This is a genomic window from Vibrio sp. MED222 (assembly GCF_000153005.1).
Taxonomy (GTDB): domain Bacteria; phylum Pseudomonadota; class Gammaproteobacteria; order Enterobacterales; family Vibrionaceae; genus Vibrio; species Vibrio tasmaniensis_A.
Map to the genome: position 1 here is coordinate 168,279 of NZ_CH902609.1, position 6,000 is coordinate 174,278.

Annotated in this window: 3 protein-coding genes and 1 other annotated feature; all 3 genes read left to right on the forward strand. The window is 44.6% G+C overall.

Translation table 11 applies throughout. From position 1 onward, the window contains the following. Positions 1-89 precede the first annotated feature (89 nt). The 3 genes from MED222_RS06355 to MED222_RS06345 are packed head-to-tail and all read left to right on the forward strand — an operon-like array spanning position 90 to position 4,451. Positions 90-1,955 carry an assimilatory sulfite reductase (NADPH) flavoprotein subunit gene (locus MED222_RS06355; RefSeq protein ID WP_009847906.1) on the forward strand — a complete coding sequence of 622 codons (1,866 nt, stop codon included), beginning with the start codon at positions 90-92 and terminating at the stop codon, positions 1,953-1,955. Beyond that, a complete protein-coding gene (cysI, locus tag MED222_RS06350; RefSeq protein WP_009847907.1) occupies positions 1,955-3,682 on the forward strand; it encodes an assimilatory sulfite reductase (NADPH) hemoprotein subunit in 1,728 nt (575 codons plus the stop codon). Before MED222_RS06355 ends, cysI begins: the two co-directional genes overlap by 1 nt. After that, entirely contained in the window at positions 3,675-4,451 is a 777-nt protein-coding gene (locus tag MED222_RS06345) for a phosphoadenylyl-sulfate reductase (RefSeq protein WP_009847908.1), read from the forward strand. Before cysI ends, MED222_RS06345 begins: the two co-directional genes overlap by 8 nt. A 662-nt stretch (positions 4,452-5,113) precedes the next feature. Further along, positions 5,114-6,000 (forward strand) — a sequence feature (16S ribosomal RNA rRNA prediction is too short).

The following is a 6,000-nucleotide window of genomic DNA, read 5'->3' on the forward strand; positions in this document are numbered from 1 at the left end:
AAAGTTATAAAACATACTTTTCTATTCTTTCTTGTTATTAAAAGGAGTGGTTAATCTATCGTCACGCAATGATTAGGGATGTCGTGACCATGTCTTTAAATAAGAAAGAGTCTTCACAAAATAATAATGCACAGTCTGGGGCTAATGAGTTACCTGGGCTAGCAGCACCACTTAATGACCAACAATTGGGTCATCTTCAGCAAACTGTTTCTGAATTATCTTCTCAACAACTGGCATGGGTCAGTGGTTACCTTTGGGGTGTGAGCCAAACTCAGCCTGTGGGTGCCGCCGCGCCAATCGCTCAAGCAGCCGCTGCAGTAGCCGCAAAACCTGCGGGTAAGCTCAGCATTATCTTCGCATCCCAAACCGGTAATGCGAAAGGTGTCGCCGAATCGCTTGAGGCAGAAGCGAAAGCCTTAGGGATTGCTGTCGAGCTTTTCGATGCAAGTGATTATAAAGGTAAGAACTTAGCCAAAGAGACACACGTCATTTTTGTAGCTTCAACCAATGGTGAGGGCGAAGCCCCTGATAACGCTATTGAGTTGCATGAATTCCTTCAATCGAAGAAAGCGCCAAAATTATCAAACCTACAATACGGTGTGATCGGTTTAGGTGACTCAAGCTATGAGTTCTTCTGCCAAACGGCTAAAGACTTCGATAACTTCCTCGCTAAGCTTGGTGCTAAATCGTTTGTTGACCGTCTTGATTGTGATGTTGATTACGAAGAATCAGCAACGGAATGGCGCGCTAAAGCATTAGAGCAAGTAAAAGAGACGCTATCGACAGGTACTGAAGCCGATGTGGTTCAATTACCAGTCGGTCAAGCGGCTGCTGGTCATTCGCAATACACCAAACAAAACCCATACACCGCGACATTATTGACGAGCCAAAAGATCACTGGTCGTGATTCGGGCAAAGATGTTCGTCATATCGAAATTGATCTTGATGAGTCGGGTATTACTTACCAACCGGGTGATGCGCTAGGCGTATGGTTTGAAAACAGTTCAGAACTCGCAAATCAAATTCTTTCTAAGGTTGGGCTGTCTGGTATCGAAAGTGTCGATGTCGATGGTGACAACTTGTCTGTGCATAGCGCACTCGTCAGCAAATTTGAGATTACATCTTCAAACCCTCAGCTAGTGACTAAGTTTGCTGAGCTATCGGGCAGCAAGAAGTTAATTAAGCTGGTGGAAGATAAAGACAAGCTTCGTGAATACGCGGGTAATACTCAAGTTGTTGATGTTTTAGCTGAGAAGAAGACCAAGCTATCGGCTGATGAACTGATTGGCCTACTACGTAAGTTAACTCCACGCCTCTATTCTATTGCATCAAGCCAAGCTGAAGTGGATGAAGAAGTTCACTTAACGGTTGGTCTGGTTGAATACCAAAAGGGCGATGAATCTCGTCTGGGTGGTGCTTCAAGTTTCTTAGCTCAACGCCTTGAAGAAGGTGGTGAAGTTAAGGTGTTTGTAGAGAACAACAATAACTTCAAACTGCCGCAAGACGACAACACACCAATCATCATGGTTGGCCCGGGTACAGGTATCGCACCTTTCCGTAGTTTTGTTCAAGAGCGTGAAAACAATGACGCTGAAGGTAAAAGCTGGTTGTTCTTTGGTGACCGTACCTTTACTCAAGATTTCTTATATCAAGTTGAATGGCAGAGGTATCTTAAATCTGGTGCATTAACCAAGCTTGATGTTGCGTTTAGTCGTGATCAAAAAGAAAAGGTTTATGTTCAAGACCGATTAATTGAGCAGGCAGAGCAGGTTTGGCAATGGCTTCAAGAGGGCGCGTACCTCTATGTATGTGGCGATGCAACTCGAATGGCAAAAGATGTCCATGAAGCGTTAGTTACGATAGCGGAAAAACATGGCAATCAGAGCCGCGAACAAGCTGAACAATATATTAATGATTTACGTAAAGCGAAACGTTACCAAAGGGATGTGTACTAATGAGCAAGCAAGTAATAGAGCAAGAAGTGCTAGGTCAAGTACTGGGACCTTTGGCTGACAATGAACGTCTGAAGCGTGAAAGTAAAAACCTTCGCGGTACGATTGAACAAGATCTTCAAGATCGTATCACTGGTGGTTTTACCGCAGATAACTTTCAACTGATCCGTTTCCACGGTATGTATCAACAAGATGACCGTGATATTCGTAACGAACGTACCAAGCAAAAATTAGAACCTTTACATAATGTAATGCTACGTGCGCGTATGCCAGGCGGCATCATCACTCCTAAGCAGTGGCTCGCGATTGATAAATTCGCAGATGAAAGCACCTCTTATGGTTCAATTCGTCTAACAACACGTCAAACCTTTCAGTTCCATGGTGTGTTGAAGCCGAACATTAAGTTAATGCACCAAACACTAAACAGTATTGGTATTGATTCGATCGCTACTGCGGGTGATGTAAACCGAAATGTTTTGTGTACCACGAACCCGGTTGAGTCCGAGCTACACCAAGAAGCTTATGAGTGGGCGAAAAAGATCAGTGAACACCTATTACCTAAAACTCGTGCTTATGCTGAGATCTGGTTAGATGGTGAAAAGCTCGCAACAACAGATGAAGAACCTATCTTAGGTAGTAACTACTTACCACGTAAGTTCAAAACGACGGTTGTAATTCCTCCGCAAAATGACGTAGATGTTCATGCTAACGATCTTAACTTTATTGCGATTGCTAAAGACGGAAAGCTGGTGGGCTTTAACGTATTAGTGGGCGGTGGTCTTGCAATGACGCACGGCGATACTTCTACTTATGCACGTAAAGCTGACGACTTTGGTTTTGTGCCATTAGAAAAAACGTTAGATGTAGCGGCAGCTGTTGTGACGACACAACGTGACTGGGGCAACCGTTCGAACCGTAAGAATGCTAAAACCAAATACACACTAGACCGTGTTGGTATTGATGTATTTAAAGCAGAAGTAGAAAAACGTGCAGGCGTTGAGTTTTCTGAAAGCCGTCCTTATGAGTTTACTGGCCGTGGCGACCGTATCGGTTGGGCGGAAGGTATTGATGGTAAGCACCACTTAGCGTTATTCATCGAAAATGGTCGTTTACTTGATTTTCCGGGTAAAGCGCTGAAAACAGGTGTTGCTGAAATAGCGAAGATCCACAAAGGTGATTTCCGCATGACAGCGAACCAAAATCTCATTGTTGCAGGTGTACCTAAGAGCCAAAAGGCACAAATTGAAAAGCTGGCACGTCAATACGGTCTGATGGATGATGCCGTTTCAGAACAGCGCAAGAACTCAATGGCGTGTGTGGCATTCCCAACATGTCCGTTAGCAATGGCAGAAGCCGAACGTTTTCTTCCTGAGTTTGTAACGGATGTTGAAGACATTCTGAAGAAACACGGATTACCAGAAGAAGATAACATCATCCTTCGCATCACGGGTTGTCCAAACGGCTGTGGTCGTGCAATGTTGGCTGAGTTGGGTTTAGTCGGTAAGGCGCCGGGGCGTTACAACATGCACTTAGGTGGCAACAAAGCCGGAACTCGTATCCCGAAGATGTATAAAGAGAACATCACTTCAGCTCAGATCTTAGAAGAGATTGATTCGCTGGTGGGACGTTGGGCTACGGAACGTAACGACAATGAAGGGTTCGGTGATTTTACAATCCGAGCTGGCATCATCGAAGAGGTGATCATTTCAAAGAGGGATCTGCATGCATAATTCTGTCGCTTCAAAATTGAAGTTAGCAGAGCTACTCGCATTGACTAAGACGGAGCAGATACTTCATCTTGGACAAATTAATGCTGAGTTAGAGCAGCTAACTGCATTAGAAAGAGTGAAGTGGGCTCTAGAAAACTTAGAAGGAACACATGTGGTGTCTTCTAGTTTCGGAATCCAAGCAGCATTGATGCTGCACTTAGTGACTCAAGCCAAACCCGATATTCCAGTTATTCTGACAGACACCGGGTACCTATTCCCAGAAACGTATCGCTTTATAGATGAGTTAAGTCAGAAGTTGACTCTAAACCTTCAAGTCTTTCGCGCACAACAGAGCTCTAATTGGCAAGAAGCGCAATATGGCAAACTTTGGGATCAAGGTATAGAAGGGATAGAGAAGTACAACAAACTTAATAAAGTTGAACCGATGAGAAGAGCGCTGGATGAACTAGAGGCTGGCACTTGGTTTTCAGGGTTGCGAAGAGAGCAATCTCAATCGCGCGCAAACTTGCCGATCTTATCTATCCAAAATGGTGTGTTTAAGTTCTTGCCAGTAATAGATTGGACAAATAAAGATGTTCACTATTACTTGGAAGAGCATAGCCTTAGTTACCACCCACTTCGTGAGCAGGGGTACCTTTCTGTCGGAGATACTCATACAACTAAGAAATGGGAACCGGGTATGACTGAAGAAGAAACCCGTTTCAATGGTCTGAAACGAGAATGTGGCCTCCATGAAGACGATGGAGAGCAATATGGCTCTGGGATTTAGACTCATTGCCATTTAAAAAGCTGCCTCAAGGCAGCTTTTTAGTTTCTAGGGGATAAAATTAAAGCGATTGTGGATAAGTCTGTGGTTATTATGTAGGTACTTTGTAGTTAAACTTGCATAAATAAGGCTTTGGGTGTTTATCCATCATCTAATCGTTATTTTTGCAATTTTCGGTAATAAACACTTGCCAATGTGAGGAACATCTCTATAATGCCGCCTCACTGACACGGTAGACGCCACAAGGCTTCAGCGAAGAATGTTAGTAAGGCAACTAGCTTTAAGCGATAATTCGCTTCTACTTTTAGAAAGTAGAAATTAATTTTCAAAAGTGTTTGACACTGAGAATTAAAACGCTAGAATGGCCGCCTCTTCCGAAGTGATGTAAGTCACAACGAAGAGTAGCTCTTTAACAATTTAAACCTATCAATCTGTGTGGGCACTCGTTGATGAATATCAAAACGTTATTACTTAGGTAATGACAGTTACTTCGGTAACAAAATGATTTCAATGAACTGAGTGACCAATACGTTTAACTACTTGTAGTTATTCGGCACAGTCAATTCATTATCATTCTGTTGGAATGATAATAGCTTTAGAATTACATGTTCATGTTTACATGAATATTAGTTTTGAAGTCAGTATTCGTTGAGTCACAAAATCTTAAATTGAAGAGTTTGATCATGGCTCAGATTGAACGCTGGCGGCAGGCCTAACACATGCAAGTCGAGCGGAAACGACACTAACAATCCTTCGGGTGCGTTAATGGGCGTCGAGCGGCGGACGGGTGAGTAATGCCTAGGAAATTGCCTTGATGTGGGGGATAACCATTGGAAACGATGGCTAATACCGCATAATGCCTACGGGCCAAAGAGGGGGACCTTCGGGCCTCTCGCGTCAAGATATGCCTAGGTGGGATTAGCTAGTTGGTGAGGTAATGGCTCACCAAGGCGACGATCCCTAGCTGGTCTGAGAGGATGATCAGCCACACTGGAACTGAGACACGGTCCAGACTCCTACGGGAGGCAGCAGTGGGGAATATTGCACAATGGGCGAAAGCCTGATGCAGCCATGCCGCGTGTATGAAGAAGGCCTTCGGGTTGTAAAGTACTTTCAGTTGTGAGGAAGGGTGTGTAGTTAATAGCTGCGCATCTTGACGTTAGCAACAGAAGAAGCACCGGCTAACTCCGTGCCAGCAGCCGCGGTAATACGGAGGGTGCGAGCGTTAATCGGAATTACTGGGCGTAAAGCGCATGCAGGTGGTTCATTAAGTCAGATGTGAAAGCCCGGGGCTCAACCTCGGAACTGCATTTGAAACTGGTGAACTAGAGTGCTGTAGAGGGGGGTAGAATTTCAGGTGTAGCGGTGAAATGCGTAGAGATCTGAAGGAATACCAGTGGCGAAGGCGGCCCCCTGGACAGACACTGACACTCAGATGCGAAAGCGTGGGGAGCAAACAGGATTAGATACCCTGGTAGTCCACGCCGTAAACGATGTCTACTTGGAGGTTGTGGCCTTGAGCCGTGGCTTTCGGAGCTAACGCGTTAAGTAG